The 21,519-nt window shown below is 44.1% G+C and carries 26 protein-coding genes and 1 pseudogene; 21 read left to right on the top strand and 6 right to left on the bottom strand.

The features are described 5' to 3' along the window. Positions 1 to 35: 35 nt before the first annotated feature. From ON006_RS05075 to hemA, 5 genes are all read left to right on the top strand, one after another. Positions 36 to 482: a DUF1801 domain-containing protein gene (locus ON006_RS05075; RefSeq protein ID WP_244819557.1), complete on the top strand. Its 447-nt coding sequence runs from the start codon at positions 36 to 38 to the stop codon at positions 480 to 482. A gap of 82 nt (positions 483 to 564) precedes the next feature. Next, on the top strand, positions 565 to 1,830 hold the full coding sequence (locus ON006_RS05070) for a sensor histidine kinase (protein WP_244819558.1): 1,266 nt from the start codon (positions 565 to 567) through the stop codon (positions 1,828 to 1,830). Between the two features lie 53 nt (positions 1,831 to 1,883). Next, a complete protein-coding gene (locus ON006_RS05065; protein WP_255772825.1) occupies positions 1,884 to 2,948 on the top strand; it encodes a response regulator in 1,065 nt (354 codons plus the stop codon). A gap of 120 nt (positions 2,949 to 3,068) precedes the next feature. Next, a complete protein-coding gene (gene adhP / locus ON006_RS05060) occupies positions 3,069 to 4,103 on the top strand; it encodes an alcohol dehydrogenase AdhP (RefSeq protein WP_244819559.1) in 1,035 nt (344 codons plus the stop codon). Next, entirely contained in the window at positions 4,096 to 5,364 is a 1,269-nt protein-coding gene (hemA, locus tag ON006_RS05055) for a glutamyl-tRNA reductase (RefSeq protein ID WP_244819560.1), read from the top strand. Before adhP ends, hemA begins: the two co-directional genes overlap by 8 nt. Here hemA and ON006_RS05050 read toward each other — a convergent pair. Beyond that, positions 5,361 to 5,927, bottom strand: a complete 567-nt coding sequence (locus ON006_RS05050; protein WP_244819561.1) for a DUF4136 domain-containing protein — start codon at positions 5,925 to 5,927, stop codon at positions 5,361 to 5,363. The genes hemA and ON006_RS05050 overlap by 4 nt on opposite strands. A gap of 262 nt (positions 5,928 to 6,189) precedes the next feature. Here ON006_RS05050 and ON006_RS05045 point away from each other — a divergent pair, with 262 nt between their 5' ends. Next, the gene (locus ON006_RS05045; RefSeq protein WP_244819562.1) at positions 6,190 to 6,435 is read left to right on the top strand and encodes a hypothetical protein; all 246 of its coding nucleotides are present in this window, start codon (positions 6,190 to 6,192) and stop codon (positions 6,433 to 6,435) included. Positions 6,436 to 6,449: 14 nt separating this feature from the next. Here the strand turns inward: ON006_RS05045 and ON006_RS05040 are convergent, their stop codons facing one another. After that, positions 6,450 to 6,917: a DinB family protein gene (locus tag ON006_RS05040; RefSeq protein ID WP_244819563.1), complete on the bottom strand. Its 468-nt coding sequence runs from the start codon at positions 6,915 to 6,917 to the stop codon at positions 6,450 to 6,452. A gap of 222 nt (positions 6,918 to 7,139) precedes the next feature. Here ON006_RS05040 and ON006_RS05035 point away from each other — a divergent pair, with 222 nt between their 5' ends. From ON006_RS05035 to ON006_RS05025, 3 genes are all read left to right on the top strand, one after another. Next, a complete protein-coding gene (locus tag ON006_RS05035) occupies positions 7,140 to 7,976 on the top strand; it encodes a universal stress protein (protein ID WP_244819564.1) in 837 nt (278 codons plus the stop codon). 65 nt (positions 7,977 to 8,041) lie between these two features. Beyond that, positions 8,042 to 8,524 (top strand): hypothetical protein, encoded by a 483-nt coding sequence (locus ON006_RS05030; RefSeq protein WP_244819565.1) that lies wholly within the window; start codon positions 8,042 to 8,044, stop codon positions 8,522 to 8,524. Between the two features lie 89 nt (positions 8,525 to 8,613). Beyond that, positions 8,614 to 9,744: a S1C family serine protease gene (locus ON006_RS05025; protein ID WP_244819566.1), complete on the top strand. Its 1,131-nt coding sequence runs from the start codon at positions 8,614 to 8,616 to the stop codon at positions 9,742 to 9,744. A gap of 76 nt (positions 9,745 to 9,820) precedes the next feature. Here ON006_RS05025 and ON006_RS05020 read toward each other — a convergent pair whose 3' ends face one another. Further along, positions 9,821 to 10,174 (bottom strand): hypothetical protein, encoded by a 354-nt coding sequence (locus ON006_RS05020; protein ID WP_244819567.1) that lies wholly within the window; start codon positions 10,172 to 10,174, stop codon positions 9,821 to 9,823. Between the two features lie 507 nt (positions 10,175 to 10,681). Here ON006_RS05020 and ON006_RS05015 point away from each other — a divergent pair. The 11 genes and pseudogenes from ON006_RS05015 (at position 10,682) to ON006_RS04965 (ending at position 18,501) form a co-directional block, all read left to right on the top strand. Next, positions 10,682 to 11,557: a DUF6544 family protein gene (locus ON006_RS05015; protein ID WP_244819568.1), complete on the top strand. Its 876-nt coding sequence runs from the start codon at positions 10,682 to 10,684 to the stop codon at positions 11,555 to 11,557. Further along, positions 11,557 to 12,084: an efflux RND transporter periplasmic adaptor subunit gene (locus ON006_RS05010; RefSeq protein WP_244819569.1), complete on the top strand. Its 528-nt coding sequence runs from the start codon at positions 11,557 to 11,559 to the stop codon at positions 12,082 to 12,084. Before ON006_RS05015 ends, ON006_RS05010 begins: the two co-directional genes overlap by 1 nt. Positions 12,085 to 12,122: 38 nt before the next feature. Then, positions 12,123 to 12,662 carry an efflux RND transporter periplasmic adaptor subunit gene (locus ON006_RS05005; RefSeq protein ID WP_510185785.1) on the top strand — a complete coding sequence of 180 codons (540 nt, stop codon included), beginning with the start codon at positions 12,123 to 12,125 and terminating at the stop codon, positions 12,660 to 12,662. Beyond that, positions 12,659 to 13,917 (top strand): annotated as a pseudogene (locus ON006_RS05000) (ABC transporter permease). Before ON006_RS05005 ends, ON006_RS05000 begins: the two are co-directional and overlap by 4 nt. Further along, a complete protein-coding gene (locus tag ON006_RS04995) occupies positions 13,914 to 14,618 on the top strand; it encodes an ABC transporter ATP-binding protein (protein ID WP_244819570.1) in 705 nt (234 codons plus the stop codon). Before ON006_RS05000 ends, ON006_RS04995 begins: the two are co-directional and overlap by 4 nt. 123 nt (positions 14,619 to 14,741) lie before the next feature. Continuing rightward, positions 14,742 to 15,203: an Hsp20/alpha crystallin family protein gene (locus ON006_RS04990; RefSeq protein ID WP_244819571.1), complete on the top strand. Its 462-nt coding sequence runs from the start codon at positions 14,742 to 14,744 to the stop codon at positions 15,201 to 15,203. Positions 15,204 to 15,315: 112 nt separating this feature from the next. Continuing rightward, positions 15,316 to 15,837, top strand: coding sequence for a flavodoxin domain-containing protein (locus tag ON006_RS04985; protein ID WP_244819572.1), 522 nt, complete (start codon positions 15,316 to 15,318; stop codon positions 15,835 to 15,837). Between the two features lie 44 nt (positions 15,838 to 15,881). After that, on the top strand, positions 15,882 to 16,196 hold the full coding sequence (locus ON006_RS04980; RefSeq protein ID WP_244819573.1) for a hypothetical protein: 315 nt from the start codon (positions 15,882 to 15,884) through the stop codon (positions 16,194 to 16,196). After that, positions 16,187 to 16,570, top strand: a complete 384-nt coding sequence (locus ON006_RS04975; RefSeq protein ID WP_244819574.1) for a hypothetical protein — start codon at positions 16,187 to 16,189, stop codon at positions 16,568 to 16,570. Before ON006_RS04980 ends, ON006_RS04975 begins: the two co-directional genes overlap by 10 nt. Before the next feature lie 28 nt (positions 16,571 to 16,598). After that, positions 16,599 to 17,480, top strand: a complete 882-nt coding sequence (locus ON006_RS04970) for a hypothetical protein (RefSeq protein ID WP_244819575.1) — start codon at positions 16,599 to 16,601, stop codon at positions 17,478 to 17,480. A 13-nt stretch (positions 17,481 to 17,493) separates the two neighbouring features. Further along, complete coding sequence (locus ON006_RS04965) at positions 17,494 to 18,501, top strand: zinc-dependent alcohol dehydrogenase family protein (protein WP_244819576.1); 1,008 nt, start codon at positions 17,494 to 17,496, stop codon at positions 18,499 to 18,501. Between the two features lie 49 nt (positions 18,502 to 18,550). On the opposite strand, the gene ON006_RS04960 is transcribed toward ON006_RS04965, so the two are convergent. From ON006_RS04960 to ON006_RS04950, 3 genes are all read right to left on the bottom strand, one after another. Then, positions 18,551 to 19,417 (bottom strand): universal stress protein, encoded by an 867-nt coding sequence (locus tag ON006_RS04960; protein ID WP_244819577.1) that lies wholly within the window; start codon positions 19,415 to 19,417, stop codon positions 18,551 to 18,553. A 58-nt stretch (positions 19,418 to 19,475) separates the two neighbouring features. Next, entirely contained in the window at positions 19,476 to 19,748 is a 273-nt protein-coding gene (locus ON006_RS04955; RefSeq protein ID WP_244819578.1) for a hypothetical protein, read from the bottom strand. Between the two features lie 192 nt (positions 19,749 to 19,940). Continuing rightward, the gene (locus ON006_RS04950; protein WP_255772855.1) at positions 19,941 to 20,552 is read right to left on the bottom strand and encodes a Crp/Fnr family transcriptional regulator; all 612 of its coding nucleotides are present in this window, start codon (positions 20,550 to 20,552) and stop codon (positions 19,941 to 19,943) included. A 136-nt stretch (positions 20,553 to 20,688) separates the two neighbouring features. Here ON006_RS04950 and ON006_RS04945 point away from each other — a divergent pair, with 136 nt between their 5' ends. Then, positions 20,689 to 21,489: a sulfite exporter TauE/SafE family protein gene (locus tag ON006_RS04945; RefSeq protein WP_244819580.1), complete on the top strand. Its 801-nt coding sequence runs from the start codon at positions 20,689 to 20,691 to the stop codon at positions 21,487 to 21,489. Positions 21,490 to 21,519 lie beyond the last annotated feature (30 nt).

The following is a 21,519-nucleotide window of genomic DNA, read 5'->3' as shown; positions in this document are numbered from 1 at the left end:
GATTTATTTTTAGATAAAACCAGCTATTGCTTAAAATGACTATTCCCCTAAAACAATTTATTGATGCGCTTCCTGCCGACAGGCAATTGGCATTTGCCAGGCTTCGTGACTGTGCAGTAAATAGCGTACCGGAAGGTTTTCTGGAATCATTTAGCGAGAACAGTCTGAATTATATGGTTCCTCACAGCTTATATCCGAGTGGCTACCACTGCAATTCCGCACTTCCCTTGCCATTTGTCAGCATCACCTCGCAAAAAAACGTGATCACTTTACATCACATGGGTCTTTACGCCGATCCTGATCTGCACAGCTGGTTTACTTCGCAATATGTTAAACAAGTTCCAAAGGAACTGGACATGGGTAAGGGCTGTACACGTTTTAAGAAGCCTGATCTGATACCTTATGAGCTGATATCTGACTTGATGTCAAAAACTTCCGTACTAGAATGGATAGCCCTTTACGAGCGCCGCATCAAAAGATAAAAATGTTTGGCTGCACCCTCGATAGCTTTATCATGCTTTTGTTTATCGCTCGCCTAATTCACCACCTTAACGTAAATTGTCCATGTTTAGTGACATTTTGATACAAACCAAGGCAATTTCACGACATATTGAGATGCTGGACGCTCTATTCAAACATGCTACGGAGGGCATTGTGGTGGTTAAAAAATCAGGTGAAATTGTCATGATTAATCCAAAAGCAAAGGAGCTTTTTGGTTACACTGACCAGGGTCTGATTGGAAAGCAAATCGAAACACTCGTACCTCAGCGTTTTGCAAAAAACCATGTACATTACCGAGACGAGTACCTTCAAGCTCCTAAAGCAAGGGGTATGGGCCATTCACTCGATCTTTTTGCTAAAAGATCAGATGGAAGCGAATTTCCCGTAGAAGTAAGCCTGAGTCCATTTACTACCAGTGACGGTGAATTTGTGGTCAGCTTTATTATTGACATTACTGAGCGAAAAAACCAAGAAAACAAGATCAAGGAGGCCAATCTGGAAATACAAAACCTAAACGCCGAATTGGAAGCTCGCGTCGAGCAGCGAACCAGAGAATTAGCACAAGCTGTTAAAAAAATAGAAGAATCTCAGGAAGAAGTTATACGCGCGTTGAAAAAGGAAAAAGAGCTTAATACGATGAAGAGCCAGTTCGTCAATATTGCCTCTCATGAATTCCGCACCCCTTTGGCAACCATTCTCTCATCGGCTTCTCTGATTGGGCGCTACGCAACTACTGAGGAACAGGAAAAAAGACAAAAACACGTCGACAGGATTAAATCAGCGGTCACCAACCTTACTGAAATCCTCAATGATTTTCTCTCCATTGGAAAACTGGAAGAAGGCCGTATCCAGTGTGTCCCGGTCCTTGTCGAACTGCCTTACTTTTGTACAAATCTTATTGAACAAGCACAGGGTTTATGTAAAGAAGGCCAAAAAATTCACTTCAGTTATTCAGGGACCTCCCAGGTTTGGCTAGACAAACAGCTGCTTAGGAACATTTTATTCAACCTGCTTTCCAATGCGATCAAGTATTCTGAAAACAGCAAACCTATCTTTCTTAATGTACTTGCCCAGGAAGAAATGATCAGTATAGAGATTTGCGATCAGGGCATTGGCATCCCGATTGCAGACCAGGTGCATGTTTTTGACCGCTTTTATAGGGCAACTAATGCAGGAACGGTCCAGGGCACAGGTTTGGGTCTCAATATCGTAAGCAGCTATGTCGAGCTGATGGGAGGATCCATTTCACTGTCAAGTGAAGTAGAAAAAGGAACGAAATTCTATGTAAATCTTCCTAATATGATCCTGGAAACCCAAAATCCAGAGTAAATGTTTTCAACTTCGACTTTTGCTTGAGAGTTGAACCTAAAATAAAGAATAATTTGGAACAAAAGAAGATTTTGCTCATTGAGGACAATCCAGAAATGCGCGAGAATACGGCCGAAATTTTGGAATTAGCTAACTATAAGGTCCAAACTGCTCAAAACGGGAAAGAGGGCGTCCGGCTTGCCACGCAATTCAAGCCCGATATCATTATATGCGATATTATGATGCCTGAGCTTGATGGCTATGGAGTGCTGCACCTTCTGAGTAAGGACGAGAATACAGCCCATGTTCCATTTCTTTTCTTGACTGCAAAAGCGGAAAAAGAAGATTATCGCAAAGGCATGACCATGGGAGCAGATGACTATCTTACCAAACCTTACGATGACCTCGAGCTTCTTCATATTGTTGAAGTGCGTTTAAAGAAAAATCAAAATTTACGTAAGAGATTCGAACGCTCATCGGCTGGATTTGATCAGTTCATTCAAGAGGCTAGATCTTATGATTTGCTATCCAAACTTGGACAGGACAGGAAGGTAAAAGCCTTTCGCAAAAAAGACACTATTTATACAGAGGGCAGCTTTCCGTCCCATATCTTCTTTCTTCTAAAAGGGAAAGTGAAAGCATACAAGTCCAGTGATACAGGTAAAGAATACATCACCGAGCTATATAAAATAGGCGATTTTTTTGGATATCTCGACTTGTTGCAGGGTGAACCCTATCAAGAAACTGCCATTGCCCTGGAAGATGTTGAAGTGTCAATCATTCCAAAAGATGACTTTTTCAATCTGTTACAAGGCAACCGGGAGGTATCTTCAAAATTCATCAAGATGCTGTCTAATGAAATTAAAGAAAGGGAACAGCGGTTGCTGAACCTTGCGTATAACTCCGTGCGTAAGAGGGTAGCCCAAGCCTTGGTGATGCTCGCGCAGCGCTACCAAGATGATCATACCAAACCTTTTTCAATGGCTATCGCCCGTGAAGACATCGCCTCAATAGTCGGCACGGCGACGGAAACTGTGATACGCACATTATCAGATTTTAAAGAAGAACACCTTATCGACATGAAAGGCAGTCTCATTACCGTTCTGGAATATGATAAGTTGGTCCGTATTCGAAATTGACCTCGCCTATCAGAAAACTGACAAAAGTCAGTCTTTCTTCTGACCACACTCCTGACAACAAAACTATTAAGAACTGAAATTTACCATCTCAAAGTAAATCAGATTCTAAACTTTGTTGTGATGCTCCCAAAAACAATGAAAGCCGCGGTTGTTCGGCAGTTCGGAAAACCCCTTCAAATCGAAGAAATGCTAGTTAAAAGACCAGGAAATCACCAAATCCTGGTTAAACTTGTTGCCAGTGGCGTTTGTCATACGGACCTGCATGCTGCCGATGGTGATTGGCCTGTCAAACCCAAGCTCCCCCTGATCCCTGGCCATGAAGGCATCGGTTATGTTGCAGCAGTTGGCCCGGAAGTTACCAATGTAAAAGAAGGTGATATCGTAGGCGTGCCCTGGTTATACAGCGCATGTGGACGCTGCGATTACTGCACGACAGGCTGGGAAACGTTATGCGAAACCCAGCAAAACGGCGGATACAGTGTCGACGGCGGCTATGCCGAATACGTTGTGGCCGATGCCCGGTATGTTGCGCATTTACCAGCCGGAACGGATATGATCGAGATGGCGCCAATTCTCTGCGCAGGTGTGACCGTTTACAAAGGGATTAAGGAAACAGAAACCAAAGCGGGAGAATGGATTGCGATCTCAGGTGTAGGTGGCCTTGGGCACCTTGCCATACAATATGCGAAAGCAATGGGCATGCACGTAGCAGCCATTGATATTGCAGACGATAAATTAGAGCTTGCAAAAAGTCTGGGAGCAGATTTGACCGTTAATGCATTGGAAGACGACCCAGGCGAGTATTTGAAAAAAGAAACTGGTGGAATGCATGGCGTATTGGTTACCGCAGTATCGCCGACCGCGTTCAAACAAGGCATTTCGGTGATGAGAAGAAAAGGAACCCTTGCATTGAATGGTTTGCCCCCTGGCGGATTTGATCTGCCTATTTTCGAAACAGTACTCAACCGCTTTACTATTCGTGGCTCCATTGTAGGCACCAGAAAAGATATGCACGAGGCAATAGAATTTGCCCTGGATGGGAAAGTGAAAGCCACCGTGTCTACGGCCCGTTTGGAGGACATTAATGACGTTTTTACTGATATGAAGGCAGGTGAAATTCAGGGACGCGTTGTGATGAAAATTGCCGATGCCTAATTTATTTAAGGCAGTTAGCCTCTCCTATCGCAATGCGCCCTTGCATGTCAGGGGGCTGTTCACGCTCAATGACACCGAAGCCAAACAGCTCATGCTGCGGATAAAGGAGTATTTTCTGGTCAGCGAATTGCTGGTGCTTTCGACCTGCAACAGGACAGAGATCTATTATTCATCATCCAAAGATCTTAACGAGGGCATCATCAAGCTCTTGTTAATTGAAAAACAGATAAATCACACTGAGAAGTATTTGAGCTATTTTAAACAGCTTGTCTGCGAAGAAGATACAGTTCAGCACTTGTTTGAAGTTTCTTTGGGCTTACACTCCCAGGTGATTGGTGATATGCAGATTATAAACCAGGTCAAGCAGGCATACCAATGCAGTATCGACCTTGATCTGGCTGGCCCTTTCCTTCACCGGCTTCTACACACGATATTTTTCGCCAATAAGAGAGTGGTCCAACAGACAGCATTCCGGGACGGAGCCTGCTCTGCGTCCTACGCAACCGTAGAACTTCTAAAAAGTCTGGTGCAGAATCCAAAAATCCTGGTTGTGGGCTTGGGAGAAATTGGTACCGATGTGGTCAAGAACCTTCCACCAGGCACCCAGGTAACATTAGTCAACCGGACAAAAAGCAAGGCCGAAGAGCTCGGCTCAAAATATGGCCACAGGACTGCGGATTTTGATGAGATGGAAGGCGAGATTGCTGCCGCCGATGTGATCATTTCCTCCATTGTCATGGATAAACCATTTTTCACAAAAGATATGTTGGGCCGGTCTGGCAGCTACACTTTCAAATACCTGATCGACCTGTCGGTACCAATCAGTGTAAGCCCGGATGTAGAGGATATCCCCGGCGTTTTAATTTATAACATTGATGGGATACGCGCCAGGACTGACGAAAGCCTGGCACAAAGAATGCAGGCGATCCCAATGGTAAATCAGATTATCTCAGAGGCCATTTCCGATTTTGATGACTGGTCAAAGCAGATGGTCATGCAACCGGTGGTTCAACAATTAAAGCAGGCCCTCGAGCAGATCCGGAGCCAGGAAATTGCCCGAGCTACAAAGGGCTTGTCGCCACAAGAGCTTGAAAACGTGGAACGAATCACCAGCAGTATCATTCAGAAGATCATCAAACAACCCGTTCTTCAACTTAAACAGGCGTGCAAACAAGGTGAGCCAGAAATATTAGTCCAGGCCCTGCAAGACCTGTTCAACCTCGACAAAAAGAACTTACACCATTCCGTTAATTTCTATTAGTGTATTTTGATCGGCATATCTACACTTTGTCTTTTTACTGAGTCTGGAAAGTCCTTGAGAATCTTAGCTAAGGCAGACCGGATCGCTACCTCCACATCGCCGCTTTCATAAACTACAACTTCCAGGACTCCTACTGCCCACCCACGCCATAGGAGGTGCCCGTCCGATGCATTTGATACTTCCAGTGCCAAAGTGGCTTCCCGATAGTTAAAAACATCGGGTCTTGACCGCATATAATAATCCCAATACATGTACCCATAAGGGTCCGGCAAGAATACCGATCGTTCTTCAACAGTGATCGTGTAATCCAGTGTAAGCTCAGCGCTGCTATCGGTCAGCACGTAACCCCGTACTGCTAACAGGTCATTTACCGCTGATCTGATCCTTTTGTCAGTCATTTCATTATAGTATAAAGGGTACCACTCCTGGTCGGCCAAAGGTTTCGACCAGTGATAGGTACGAAACTGCGCCACATCAAATTCTTTGTCATAATCAGAGTAGATCCGGATTTCCGGGCTGCATGCCATCGCAAAGATTGCCAGAAGATATACCAGTCGTTTCATGAGTTATCGGGATCAGATAAATGATCTACCAAATTACCATCTGAACAGCTACTACGTAATGATATTAGATTGCCTTTCGGCTGATCACAATCATGCTTTGATAATCAATGTATAAAACTTCGATGCAAACCGGTCCTCATGAGAAATATCATATTTGGCTGCTACCAGGATCATTACATATGATTGGCAGCAGCGATAATATTGTCCTATTGATAGCAAGGCTTAACTCAATTTCTATTTAATATTTCCACACTCCCACGATATGACTTACCAACCCAATTCCCAACAAGTAACATTCGTTTTACCGATGTACTTTACAAAAGCTGAAATCGTATTTTCAAAATCTTCTAAAAGTCTTGAGAACTTCTCTTTCAAGATCGCCCCGACCAGTAAACCGATTCACGCCATTTCTACTGAGATTTTAGAAAAAGGCCAATGGCTGGCACAATTGATCTGGTCGCAAGGTAAATCGCAATTTTGTAGTGAGCAGGTAATTGACATCAATTGAAATTCTGAACCCGGCTATTTCGCGCCGTCTGCATATTTGAGGATAATGGCCAGTTGCCCGCCATGGTGTGCAGTATGAGATATGATCCTTCCAAGCGATTCCGCTTTCGTTTTCACCCCAAACTCTTTGGTTACAATCTCAGTATCCCAATCCTGATCACTTTGCAGTCCAATAGCGATTTCCAACGCTTCGGCTGAATGAGACACATATTCAAGCAGGCTGGCCAGATCCGTCCATTCCCCTGTATCATGCTGAGCGATCAATGTTTTTGCGCTCACTGAGAGCTTACTTCCAAAAACGTTTTTGGCAAATAACAATTCCACATCTCCAATATGCCTGATCAGGAATCCCACAGTATTCTGTGTGAGGGGCAATTTTCGAATCAGGTCCTGGGATTGAAGGCTTATTAATTGAGTGGAGAAACGTGTCCTTGCTTCCTTCCAGAGAGAAAGAAGCGTCTGTGTTTTTAGTTGTAGTTCCATTTTATTTTCGGTTTTTAATACAAAACAACTATTTCTGCAAACACAGGGCTATGAGTCAGATCATTTAAGGATGTGATATATGTGTGATGAAAAGATCTTATCAAACTTCTTATCAGAGTATTATCATTTTGACTTGTGACCGAAGTCATAATCCTACCCAGCGCTAACATCTACTTTTAATACATCGCAAAAAAATCCTGTCACGAATTTTATCAATCAGCTATGAAAACGATCCTTGTTCCCATTGATTTCTCGGGTCCCTCAGAAAAGGCCCTTTCCGTTGCAAAAGGTATTGCAGCAAAAACAGGTGCAAAGCTCCTGTTGATGTATGTGTATCAACCTTACATTTCTGACATCGCGATTCCAGAAACGATTTATGCCTTGCCTATCTACCAGCAGCTAGAAGAACAGTATAGAAAACAGTTAAACGATCACAGCGAGCAGGCCAAAAAAGAGGGACTAACTGCAGAGGCGATCTGGCGCGCCGAAGGTATCCATGATGCGATCATACGTCAATCTAAAGAATCACAAGCAGACCTGATCGTGATGGGTAGGACTGGAAAGGGAAGTTTCATGGATAAACTAGTTGGAAGTTCTACCACTTCCATAGCCAAGCACGCCTCCTGCCCGGTATTGATTGTGCCTGCTCAAACAAGTAAGTTTTCATTTGAGAAAATCATTTATGCCACCCAACTTGAATACGAAGAGAACGAGATTATTGCGCAGGTAACGGATTTGGTAAAGCAGCTTGGCGCTACGTTGACGTTCTTAAAAGTGGATGCCTGGACACAGCCAGATATTCAACCTGATGGTCAATTTATAGATGAGATCAAAGCACAATTTAACCTGGCCGATAACGATATCGTTGTTACGAAAAACCAGAGGGTAATACACGGAATCGAGGCGTACTGCGATCAGGTGCAAGCGGATTTGATTATTGTGTCCTCAAGAGAAAGAGGATTTCTTGAAGAGCATTTGATCAATCCAAGTCTAACTAAAAAATTGGTATTGGATACGCACTTGCCATTGCTGGTCTATCATTTGAAACCAGACCAATAAGCCATTTTCGAAATCGATTTTCACAAACCGCTAAAATCAGTACAAACACTTCTACTACAAAAGTCATGGAAGACACACTACTGGCACCACTTATTTTCTGGGCCATTTATACTGGCAGCAACCTTACCGCCCTTATCTTGCTTTGGGCAACAATAAAACATCCTGGCGCTGGTCGGGCAATGCTTTCAATTTTCTTTGCGGCTTGTTGCCTGATCAATATATCAAAGGCTATGGAAATGTCCTGGCTCTATGCCAAAGAAGCAGAAATCATCACCCTGCCCTATCACTTCTTTCTCGGCAAAGCCTTGGGAGATCTGGGTAAACCTATACTCTGGATAATTGCTGGTTGCCAGGGATTAGCCTCAATTGCATTGACACGCAAAGGCTTGATTTTCGTTCTGGGTTGCTGGTGCGGAATGATGCTGTTAATAGCGCTATTTCCACTAGGATTGAGGGCTGCTTTTCCAGCGCCAGCATTCGCTGCCCTTGCACTTTATTATCTACAAAAGTCGCCAAGCCATACTGTTCTTACCGGAAAGACTCGGTAACGCGCTAGATGTTCAAAAAGCCTTCGCTCTATTTTAAGTGTACAATTATGATGGTGAATTTTCTCTTTCCCAGGTTAGAATACAGTCGATTGGGAATTGTATTAATACTTTATATGATCCTGGCTGGGTGTCAAAGAAACGCTCAGGAAATTGCCCAAAATAGAAGCGATCCTTTCGCTTCACAACAAAAATCCGGGCATCGAAAAACTGTCGCGGGGGTGAGCTCTTCTAACGTCCTGAGTTTCCGGCACGCAGCGCGCATGTCTACATTGGCGACCGTAAAAGTAAAGTCTATCTTCCCAGAAGTAGCACCCCTGCCCGTACCCGATTTCTACTATGAATTTTTCAATAAAGACTATGTCGGTCCTTATAGGATGCCTTCTGGTGACGGCCGTCAAGACAATACCGGCAGCGCATCGGGTGTGCTGATCAGTGAGGACGGATATATAGTTACTAATTATCATGTCATCAACACTGCGAAAAGTATTGAAGTTATCCTTGCAGACAGGCGCAGTTATCCGGCGACGGTAGTCGGCACCGACAAAGCAACCGATCTGGCATTACTTAAAATCGAGGCAAAAAACCTTCCCTTCATCGAATTTGGCAATTCAGATTCCGCCGCTGTGGGGGACATTGTTTTAATCGTGGGCAATCCGCTAAACTTTACATCTACTGTAACTCAGGGCATTATCAGCTACAAAGCGCGCGACATAGCGCATAGCTCAAAGCAATGGACGCTGCAATCCTATCTTCAAACTGATGGCGTCGTCAATATTGGCAATAGCGGGGGTGCGTTACTGGATATATCCGGAAAACTTCTCGGGATTGTAACAGCGATCGCCTCACCTAACGGCGTATACGCAGGTTATTCATTTGCTATTCCGGTTAAAGTAGTCAAAAAAACCGCTGCTGATTTACGCAACTATGGCCAGGTGCGACGCGGCAGTTTCGGCATGACAGCGGTTGAAATGGATGCGGAAACGGCAGCTGAGTTGAAAACCAGTGTGGTCGCAGGTATTTTAATAGGCAGCATCGAAAACGGAGGCGCAGCTGACGAGGCTGGTTTGGCCCGCGGTGATATTATCACCAGTATTTCCGGGGTAACAGTGGAATCGTTGGCCGAGCTCAGCGAGGTAATTGCCTGCTCCTACCCAGGCCAGCGGCTGCTCTTGAAAGTGGTCAGAAACGGCAGGTATATCCAAAACGCTATTATATTATAGGGCGGCTCGGGCATTGCTAAATAGTAAGCGCGTATCGGACTTCGTGACTATAAGTTGCTGTGGATCAATTAATATTTTAGTCTCGAAAAATGACGTTTATCTCTTTGGTGAGAATATCTGTTAACAAGCCAAGGACAATAATGATATTCAAAATTGTTCCAAATCTTGCGTCCTGCCAAGCCATTAATATTACTGTCTGAGAGACCAATATGGAGAGAATTGCCGCCCAAAGCCAATTTTCATTTCTTAGTAAAAAGAAAACTGTAGTCAGGGTTAATGATATAGTAGCAATTAACGACAAGGCGCCGACAGGGCGAGTTATCTCACTAGAAATAGGGTCAATCCTACTAAAACCGAATGCTGCTGCAAATCCTGCCAAATGTATCAAACCGTGGATTAACATTACAAAAACAAACAAATACCTGATCATGGCTTCCCGGTGAAAAATTGATGAACCTGTTTACTATGGAATCACAAATAGAGCAGAACGGCGGCTCATTAAGAATGACCTGCCTCAATATTGTATGTGACTTTTGTCGTGCGCCTAATTAACCTAATACTTAACCATCATCTACTCATGAACAAAAAATTGAATCTTCCAGAAATACCAGTGCCCGCCAAGGTATCCGAGTTCATCCCTATACCTGCAGAACCAGTTAACCCAGGGTTCCCCGAGATCGATCCCGAAAGTTTTCCAGTACAGCCGCCAGCGCCGAAAGAAATGCCCCCCATACATTTTCCTGATTCTATTTAGGGCAGCAAAAAAGTCCTGCCCGCTCCCGGTCGCTTCTCATGACATATCTCATTTTTAGAGGTGATCAATAGACTGTAGCGCGTCGAAGGGATTAATATAGTTTTAAAGAAATAAATTTTACATCTGCATAATGAAACCAAATCAGCAGCAGGTTCAAGGTTTAGGTCTTAAACTCTGAATACCATGAGAACGATTAGCGAATTTTCAAACGCCAGAAAAGCTACGCCTTTAAAACCTAAGCAGCCTTCATCGGCAACAATGACCGCTTTATTGTTAATTTTTATCATCGCGGTGATCGTCCCCGCAGCCGGTAAGTTCTATGGATCCGTACAGTTTGAAAATGCTGTAAAGCAGCTTTATAAAAACCCTGCGATACAGCATCCAAAGCCATTTTCATACCATCAACTCAGCGGGCTACCCTCTCCTGTTCAGGGCTACCTTAAACATGTTTTGAAGGAAGGCCAAATGCCTGTGAGATCAGTCCGGATGCTTATGAACGGGCAGTTTAGGACTGATATCAAAAAAGATTGGATCGAGGTCAATGCCCAGCAATATATCCCTGGTTGGCAACCCGGCTTTGTGTGGCATGGCAAAGGTTACATGCTATCTTCCAGGGATTCGTATTTGGCAGGCAGCGGAAACTCTGTTGTATATCGGTTTGGTTTCTTTCCAGCGCGTAAATATCGAAGCGATGAAGGAGAGCTTTTGCGCTGGATAGCAGAAAGTACGTTCCATCCAACCACCTTGCTGCCCAGTGACAACATTCAATGGTTACCCATTGATCCCGCATCGGCCTTGGTGACTTTCAGTGATAAAGGTGCACTGATCACTTGCAGGGCTTTCTTTAACAGTAAGCAGGAAATTTCCAGAATGGAAACCTACCGGCCATGGAAAGGCAAAAAAGAAAAGTGGGTAGTTAGATTTAGTAATTATCAATCCAGGAACGGAATGCTAATACCAAATGAGTTGGAAGCGGGATGGCAGCTGACCGATGGGTACTTCTCCGATCTCAAACTCAAAATCACAAGTATTGAATTCAATAAAACTGAAATTTTCTAATGTACTTAAATTGGTCTATACCGGTTATAAAGCTGGCCCTTTTCAGCGCCATTGTTGCATTGATGATCTGCTGTCACAGAAAGCCTGAAACGACTCAGCCCGCTATGGAAAATATCATGGAGTCTGTTTACGCTTCGGGCATTATAAAAGGGGCGAATCAGTACCGGGTTTATTCAACTGTAAACGGCCTGATCGATAAGGTGCTTGTCTCGGAAGGCGAGCTGATCCGGAAAGGCACGCCGGTCATGAGCCTGGTTGGTAATGTGGCCCGGCTTAATGCAGAAAATGCTGAATTAACAGTCGCCTACGCCTCTATCACTGCAAATACCGAGCGTCTGGATGAGTTAAAGAACGCACTTTCGCTGGCCAAACTTAAGTTGGGAAATGAGCAGTCTCTTTGGTCCAGGCAAAAAACCTTTGGGCGCAAAAAATCGGTACGCGCAACGAGTTTGAGCAACGTGAACTCAATTACAACAACGCACTTAACGCTTACGAGACGGCTAAACTCCGGTATACGGAGACATTAAAGCAACTCAGCTTTCAGGAGCAGCAATCCCGGAAAAACTTGCAGATCGCCAAAACAACAGCAAAAGAGTACATAGTAACAAGCCAGCAGGATGGCCAGGTTTATAGTATTCTTAAAGAACCAGGCGAAATGGTCACACCTCAAAGCGCTGTCGCAATCATCGGCGCAGGTGACGATTTTTTGATCGAGATGCAGATCGATGAATATGACATCATCAAGGTCAAAACCGGCCAGAGGATAGCCATCGCGATGGATAGTTACAGAGGCCAGGTCTTTGAGGGGGAAGTAGGCAAAATTGTGCCGTATATGAATGAGGGTTCAAAATCATTTACCGTGGAAGGACATTTTTTGAAAAAGCCGGAGACGCTTTATGCTAACCTGACATGCGAGGCAAACGTTATTATTAGCCAGAAGCCTAAAACCCTTACTATCCCAAGAGATTATTTGATCGATGGCGGGTACGTGCTTGTTGAGAATAATAAAAAACGAAAGGTAAGAATTGGGCTAATGGACTATAAACGGGTCGAGATTGTGGCCGGATTACAGCAGAATGAGCACATTTTTAAACCAGATCCATGAAATTGAAACTGATCATGGACATTTCCTGGGCATTACTGCTTGCCAGATGGAAACAAACTTTGGTTGCAGCCGCAGGTGTAACATTCAGCATTGCCATGTTTATCTCGTTGTTAGGCTTTATGACAGGGCTAAATGTTTTACTCGACGGGCTGATCCTTAACAGGGTACCGCATGTGCGTTTATACAAGTCCATTCGTCCCAGCCAGAAGCAACCCATCATGCAGGTCCCAGGATTTAGAAAACACTATCATTTTATCAGCTCTGTGAAGGCAGTAAATGCAAGTCAGCAGATCCGCAATAGTCAGGCAATCCTGACCTATCTCAGAAATGATCATCTAGTTTTCGGTGCCGCACCCAGGATCACAACACAGGTATTTTTCAATGACGGCAATATCGATCTCACCGGAATAGTACAGGGCATTGATCCAGCACTGGAAAACAAATTATTTAACTTTGATGAATACATGATCTCGGGCTCGGCAGCTGATCTGTCCAAAATCCCGAACAGCATCATTCTCGGAAAGACCTTAGCCGACCTTTTATTAGCAGATGTAGGAGAAGTGATCCAGTTAACAACCTCCCAGGGACAAGTTTTTCAACTCAAGGTTGTTGGCCTTTTTCAATCCGGTATCCAGGAGTATGATAAGACACAAAGCTACGCTTCTGTGAATGTGGTGCAAAAGCTACTGGGAAAAACGGCTCGTTATGTGACGGACATTCAAATCAGATTGACAGATATAACCCAAGCCCCGGCCGTAGCGAAAAAATTTGCCCAGATTTTCGAAACGGATGCCGAAGATATTCAGACAGCTAATGCTCAATTTGAAACCGGCAGCTTTATCAGGACCCTTATTTCTTATGCAGTTGGCATTACCGTTCTGATTGTAGCGGGTTTTGGTATTTATAATATTCTCAACATGATGATTTACGAGAAAATGGATACGATTGCCATATTGAAGGCGACGGGCTTTTCGGGCAAAGATGTGAAAACTGTGTTTCTGCTCATTGCACTCGTCATCGGGCTATTTGGGGGGTACTCGGATTGCTTGCTGGTTTTGGTATCTCGGTCATGGTTGATCAAATTCCCTTCGTGACACCTTCATTGCCAACCATTACGACTTACCCTGTAAATTATAACCCCTGGTTTTACGGCATCGGGATTGTCTTTTCACTGACTACCACGCTGCTTGCCGGGTGGTTCCCATCCCGTAAGGCAAGTAAAATCGACCCGGTTGTTATTATAAGAGGAAAATGATGGAAAACATTGTGCTTGCAGCCCGCCATATCAATAAGGAGTTCACAGATCCTCTCCGGGTCAAAGTGCTTTCAGATGTCTGCTTTGAGATCAAGGCGGGAGAGTTTGTGTCTGTGACCGGCAAATCCGGATGCGGAAAGTCAACTTTGCTTTATATCCTGTCGACCATGGATACTGCCTATGAAGGCGAGCTTTGGATTGACGGCCAGTTGATGAAAAACAGAAAAGAAGAACAGCTAGCCCAGGTCCGAAATGAGAAAATCGGCTTTGTCTTCCAGTTTCATTATCTGTTAAAAGAGTTTACAGTTCTACAAAATGTAATGCTTCCCGGATTAAAGCTCAATAAATATTCTAAACCAGAAGTGGAGCACCGCGCAATGGAGAAACTGACAATGCTGGGCATCGGCGATCTGGCGCTCAAAAATGCCAACCATGTATCGGGAGGTGAAAAGCAGCGGATAGCTATTGCCAGAGCGCTCATCAACGATCCGATGATCATCATGGGAGACGAACCTACCGGTAATCTTGATAAAAAAAACAGCGAACTGGTATTAGAGATCTTTAAACGCCTTGCCGAAGAGTATAACCAGACGATGCTTATTGTTACCCATGACACTAGTTTTGCAAGGAAAACCAGCAGGAATATCGAAATCGAGGATGGTCAGATTATCAAGGACAAAGTAATTACTCGATTCGGCTAACTGCTTAATTTGAAACCTGATCATGATCATTTTCAGTGCTGCAAATGATCATTCACAAGAATCTCTCCCTACTCTATTTTTATGTCGTTGATAAATTATTGTTCAACCTAAATAACAAAAATTATGTCACTCGTAAAAAGAAATGGGACCCTGTTCCCTAAACTGCTTTTAAATGATTTTTTCGATAACAACACGCTGGACATCCCGGCTATGTTTGATTTCGACGGTAACTTTTCCAGGTTTGGACTCTCAGCAAACATCCCCTCGGTTAACATCACCGAAAATAACGAGAATTACTCTATTCAGCTGGCGGCCCCAGGGTTGGAGAAAAAGGATTTTAAGATTGAAGTAGAAAATGATATGCTGACTATCAGTTCTCAAAAAGAACAGCAGAGCGACGAAGAAAAAGACAATTACAGAAGAAGAGAGTTTTCTTATCAAAGCTTTTCGAGATCGTTCCAGCTTCCCCAAAATTCGCAAGCCGATAAAATAGAAGCCCAATATCAGGACGGCATTCTAAAGCTGACACTGCCAAAAAAAGAGATCACTTTGCCTGCGCCGAAAAAGGAAATTGCCATCGCCTAGCTAAGGATCGTTTAAAGAGGTGCCAGAAGGCGTACCGGTTTGCCAATATTGTAGACTGGTGCGCCTTCCGGTATTTAAAGGATATCCAATTATTTTCAATAAAAGAACAATCATGAAAAGTGGAGCGGTGGTATACAAAGGCAAGTATGGTGCAACAAAGCAGTATGCGCAGTGGCTTAGCGGCGATTTAGAACTGCCCTGCTTAGAGGCGGACCTGGTAGCTGGTCAAACCCTAAATAATTTTGATTATATCATTCTGGGAAGTTCGGTCTACTATGGTAAGCTGTTATTGCGCCCATTTCTTGTCAAACATCTGGAAGTACTAAAACACAAGAAAGTCTTCGTTTTTATTTCTTGTGCAACTCCGGATTCCGACCAAAGGGAACAAAAGAGAATTTCAAAGGTGAATATCCCTAAACCGCTTCAAAAGGGAGAAAACATCTTCTTTCTTCCTGGGAAACTCGACCTAAAAGCACTCACTCTATTGGATCGCACCTTGCTACGGATAGCTGCCTTTTTTGAAAAAGACCCGGAAAGAAAAAAAGTAATGACCGATGGGGTCGATGCGCTTTCAAAAGAAAACCTCATAGACCTCGATATTTCAGTGAGGGCATTTGCCCGCGCTACACACTAGTATCTCCATTTTCAGTTCCACACAAGTCTAACCAATTCATGCTGATGAAGATCAAACAAGTACTTAAACTTCTCCCGTTCACATCAATTCTGGCGATTGCTGTGGCCATTTCATGTACGGACCACGATATTCCAAATCCGGATAATCAGTGCGAACGATTGGATGGGACGCCACGCTTCTATCCATGCGAGTTTGAAATCGTCAAAGCAGAGTTCGCCAAAGGATTAACGATCAATGACATTTTTGCAACTATCACCGCGCAAAATACGGACGTGGTACTGCCTATGCAATTTGCCTGGTACCGTTTCAGCCAGAACCCCAATACGATAGACTCACTTTCAAAATCAAATTGCACGTAAAACGCATTGCAAATGCCTCCGTCCAAGCCAGCTCGGGCTACATTCTAGATAAGCCGACCGGCAGGCCTGCTACCATTGCTTCACTTTATTCAACCCTCATCTTTCCCCCACTTCATCCGCAGGTGCCCGTAGAGCTTCAATTGCTGCCTTTGGGCCAGACTGCAGTTGTTATTTCGGATGCTGCTTACCATATCTCAGTCGAGTATTTGCCGCCGCTTAACACGCCGGTGTACACAAATTTCACCGGTAATGTGCTCTACGCCTTCCACAACATTGAAACAACAAAAATACTAATTGCCGCCCCACACAATTATTCACTGGGAATTGATGCGTCAGAGGCACATATCGTGATTAATCCAACATTTACTGAATAACTATTCGGTGTTACAAACCAGGACCGTGATGAAAACACAAATTCCCAACGTTCTCGCACTAAGTGTGATTTTGGCAATGTTTTCCATTGTCTCCTGCACGGATCATCCAATTCCTGAGGAAACGCAATGGCGGCTAAAAGCTTTGACAAGGGTACTGCCCGAAAATACAGAAAGCAAATTTGTAAGTGAATTTTCATACAATCCTGATGGAAGAATTACTTACATATTTACTTATCAAGCCCCGGATAGCGCTGGCTTACCCACAGAGAAGAGTGTGTATCAATACGACCAATCTGGAAGGTTATCTCAAATGGAACGGGCCCTGAGCTCATTAGCTTCCGAGCGATATGTTTACACTTATAACCAAGCAGGGCAACTGTCAGCAATCCACTATACCGGCACGCCAAATGATTACTATGATTTGACTTTTAAGTATGATGGCACCGGAAAACTTCAGAACAGCAGACGATACTTCGATTATTTCCATGCCATTTCCTATGAACAGCTGATCAGTTATTCATTCATCCATGACAATTTGAGCTCAATCCACGCAGAGGCCACAGTGGTGCGGGCAGTTCCGGGAACTAGTATTACCAATACTGAATTCATCTATGACGATCATAAAAACCCGTTTTATGGCACTCATATCATCCCGGCCCCGGTAAAAATTGCATCTCCATCTACAGGCAATTTTCAGCATTACACTTACGCTGGCGGGATCGACAACCTGCTTCATCTAAGTAAAAACAATCCCACTTCTTCCAATATCAAGGGGCTTTCACAAACCAATTACACCTATACCTACCATGTCAGCGGCATGCCAGAGAGCCGGATGACTTGGGTAAAAGCCATGCTCGACCGCCCCGAAGTATTGCACGAAACACTCTACTACGAATACGAACAGTATTAACCTGGCTTAGGACATGGATCTACCGGATACAATGCACGCAATGGTGCTCGAAAAGGCGGGAGAGCCCCTTTTGTATAAAACTGTTCCTGTTCCACAGCCAGGCGAAAACCAGGTACTGATCAAGGTCCATGCATGTGGCGTTTGCCGGACTGATTTACATATTGTCGATGGAGAGCTGAAAAATGCCAAGCTGCCTTTGATACCTGGCCATGAAATCGTCGGAACCGTCGTAATGGTTGGCGTAAAAACCAATGTTCTTCAACCTGGCATGCTTGTGGGTGTTCCCTGGCTTGGGTACACCTGTGGCCAGTGCGTGTATTGTAGAACTGGCCGGGAGAACTTGTGTGATGCTCCACTGTTTACCGGCTATACCATCGATGGAGGTTATGCGCAATATACTGTCGCAGATAGCGCATTCTGTATCCAGCTTCCCGAAATCTTCAACAATCCTGCCTGCGCGCCTTTGCTCTGTGCCGGCCTGATCGGCTACAGGTCTTTAAAGCTTGCCGGTTCGAATGTCAACAATATTGGGATCTACGGATTCGGCGCGGCAGCTCATATCATCACTCAAATTGCCATCAGCCAGGGTAAAAAGATCTATGCATTTACCCGCGAAGGAGATCTGGAAAGTCAGCATTTTGCCAGCAGCCTAGGGGCTGTTTGGTCAGGTCATTCAGGCCAGCTACCGCCCGAAAAGTTAGACGCGGCACTCGTCTTTGCACCCGTCGGTGAGCTCGTGCCCATTGCATTGCAAGCTGTTGATAAAGGAGGTACTGTTGTTTGTGGCGGAATCCATATGAGCGATATTCCATCCTTTCCCTATCAAATTCTATGGGAGGAAAGAAGGATATTGTCCGTAGCCAATCTGACCAGAGATGATGCGAAGGAATTTATAGGAATGCTCGGTCAGGTGCCTGTAACAACTCAGGCAACGTTTTTCCCATTGAATGAGGCAAATACTGTATTAAACGCTCTTCGCGAAGGGTCTATTACAGGTGCGGCCGTTCTGTTAATCAATTAAAGGTTCATTGTGAAGCCAATAAAAGACTGAATTGGCAGATATGGTTTCACTATTTCATCTTAGAAGGGAACACAATAACGGGCAGGTTTATCTGTTCAAGAATGTTCTTTGTTGTGCTTGATTTAAGCATTCTTATTAATAACGCATCTTGATGGTGTAACAAAGCAAGCATGCCGATGCCTTGCCTGGAACATAACCGCTTCAAACTTTGACCCACATTCTTTCCATGAATTTCTAAATGGGTCAAATTTGGATGGTTAATATCTTCAAGCATATTAAAAAAAACCTGTTTGGATACATTCTCTTCACTTTCCTTGTCTTCGATATCATTAACATGGACGAGTTCAAGGTCAAAATGGAGTGCTTCTGCATATTTAGCAAGAAGATTTACTGCCCTCAGATCGGAAAGGTTGAAATCAGTTGCGAACAACACTTTCTGAACGTCTTTAAATTCAAACTTACCAGGAAGTATGAGCACTGGCCTTTTTGCATTTGAGATCACTAAATTGGTATTCTTTCCAAATAAAAAGTGCTTGAAACCGCTCTGTTTACTGGTGCCCATCATGATCATTTCGATATCCTCACTTTCGAGGACATTTTTTAGGTTATCTGACAAATCACCCGCTTCGCAGTGAAACGTGACTTCTGGCCGCCACCTCTCACCAGGCAGAGAGAGTAGAATGAATGCTCGTAATTCAAATGCTATTACACTAAGCTTATCTTTGCTTTCCTGCTGCCAAGATGCGTCATTGCCGTTAATCCATGAGCTGGCCTCGTAAAAGGTGTTGATTGGTAAAGACTGATAGACAGAGAATAAAAGAACGTCACAATGCAGCTCAATGGCAAGTTTAGCCGCTGCCTGAGTCAGATCAGGAGCGTTTTTGGAAGGATCGGTGAGAACCAGGATTTTTTTCATAGACATTAAGAAGGGGTGATCTTGTCCGTTTAGCATTCCAGATCTTAACTTCACTGGCTCATCTGAGTAGAGGCATTTTGCCAGTTAATATTCTAGTAGCAGCTGCGATCCTCATTTCCCGTTTTTGCCGCTTCAATTCTTCATCTAAGAGCTTCAGCTCCTTTTTAATTTTGTTTTCTTCGACTTTGCTAACGTCGTTTATCAGATTCTTGGCTATTTTTCTAATTTCCTTTTCCAGCTTTCTGGTCTGCTGAGTTTCTGCATCAATTTTCAATTTCCGGTTAAGTGCGGTGACGATCTCGTCAACTCTCTGGAGTTTTTCAGCTTTCATTACCTTCTAGGTTTAAGTTCAAATCGGTAAGCCGCAAAAATAATTTCAATGCAAGCTTTTAATGATGACTTGCGCGCATCCCCTATATGATCTTAATCATAGACGAACCTAACTCCCTTAAACTAGGGAGTGCCAAATTATGTTGCAGTGAGTAATGGCCGTACAATCTGTACATGTCTACTACGATGCTTTTTAAAGCCAGGCAATGTGGCTGCGAAAGAGCTGTATCTTTTTATCCTGCTCCATTTTTTTCAGCAACCTGGAAACCACCTCCCTGGATGTATTCAGGTCATTGGCTATCTCCGAATGGGTCATGGCAAGTTTTCCGGTACCGCGGCTTTTCACCTGGTTTTTCAGGTAAAATTCAAGCCGCTGGTCCATGCCTTTGAAAATTACGCTGTCCAAGACCGTCAGCAACTCTTCAAATCTCGACCGGTAATTGTCTATCACAAAATAGTACCAGCTTTTGTATTGCTGCATCAAATTATCCATGAGCTGGATAGGAACCATGATGGCGGTAGTATCTTCCAGAGCAATGGCCGTGATCTCGCTGGTCTGCTGCCTGGTGTTGCAGATCATTGAAAACGCACAGGCATTCCCAGCTTGCAAGGTATAAATGTAAGCTTCCTCGCCATCGTCGCCTTCCCGGTACAACTTCACTTTTCCCCTCGCAATCAATAAAGTATACTTAAAATACTGCCCGGTGCGCATGATCACCTCCCCTGCCGGGATCAGTTTCAGCGTTGATTCCTGTGCGAGCCTTGATTTTAATTCTGGTTCAAAAGCTGGAAAAACCTTATCCAGGTACTCCCTATTTCCTCATTCATATTACCTCATTTTAGACTCAAATATAGAATCAAATCATCTTCTTAAATGTGACATTTATCACTGACTAGCAAAATTCGGTCTGTCAAATTTGTGCTCGAAAAAACACATTTACATGGAAACACTTGCTTACCTGGCTTCGATCTTCATTGGCATATCGCTCGGCCTGATCGGTGGTGGTGGCTCCATTCTGACAGTCCCGGTATTGGTATATCTGTTCGGGATCAGCCCATTGGTTTCCACATCCTATTCGCTTTTTATCGTGGGGTCGACCAGCCTGGTTGGCGCGTTTACAAACTACCGCAAGGGTCTGGTCAACGTTAAAACAGCCACGCTTTTTGGGCTAACCTCAATCACGACCGTGTTCCTGACAAGAAAATTGCTGATACCCTTGATCCCAAACAGCCTTTTTCACTTAGGCAATTTTACCATCACCGAGCCTTTACTTACCATGATCGTCTTTGCGATACTGATGGTGGCTGCTTCAGTAGGTATGATTAGGGACAAAACAAAAAAGCCGGGATGCCTTACATGCAATTTGAAGGGTAATCTCATCAGATTGCTGCTGAGCGGCATTGGAATTGGTCTGACTACCGGCCTCTTGGGGGCAGGAGGTGGCTTTCTGTTGATCCCGACGCTAGTATTGTTCCTGGATATGCCGATGCGCGAAGCTGTCGGCACTTCACTTTTGATTATTGCACTTAACTCTCTGATCGGCTTTTTGGGAGACCTTGGACATTTTACAATTGACTGGTTATTCCTTTCCAAAGTGACCACGGTGGCAATCAGTGGGATTGTGCTTGGCACATGGCTCAGCAAACGGATAAAATCCAATCAATTGAAAGAAGGTTTTGGTTGGTTTGTTCTTGCGATGGGCGTTTTCATTATTACCAAAGAGCTGTTCTCGGCCCTTTGAGCAAAGTCTTTCCTTTTGACATAAGATTTA

Origin of the sequence: Dyadobacter pollutisoli (assembly GCF_026625565.1) — a bacterium.
Lineage (GTDB): Bacteria > Bacteroidota > Bacteroidia > Cytophagales > Spirosomataceae > Dyadobacter > Dyadobacter pollutisoli.
Note: the sequence above shows the minus strand (reverse complement) of the source record. Positions and strands in the feature narration are given on the sequence as shown.